Source organism: Stenotrophomonas sp. AS012628, from assembly GCF_010608305.1.
GTDB lineage: Bacteria > Pseudomonadota > Gammaproteobacteria > Xanthomonadales > Xanthomonadaceae > Stenotrophomonas > Stenotrophomonas geniculata.
Genome location: NZ_VMBJ01000299.1, coordinates 1 through 217 on the forward strand (window position 1 = coordinate 1; position 217 = coordinate 217).

A 217-nucleotide genomic window follows, 5' to 3' on the forward strand; every position below is an offset into this window, starting at 1 on the left:
GCCATACCCCGCCAAGACGGTGACGCGCATTGATCGGTTGCGTGTCAATGAGCCCATTGCATTCCTCTATCCCGACGCATCCTCGCCTTGCACCGTCATCAAGATGGGAACACCGGTGCCGGGCGGCGTCGGTCCGGACAAGGACATCGTGGCCTACAGCACGCTGTGTACACACATGGGTTGCCCGGTTACTTACGATGCGGGAGTCCGCGCATTC

Annotated in this window: 1 protein-coding gene; it reads left to right on the forward strand. The window is 60.8% G+C overall.

Going from position 1 to position 217, the window contains the following annotated elements; translation table 11 throughout:
• The coding region (locus tag G5A07_RS22000) for an arsenate reductase (azurin) small subunit (protein WP_191864047.1) at nt 1–217 on the forward strand (217 nt) is incomplete at both ends.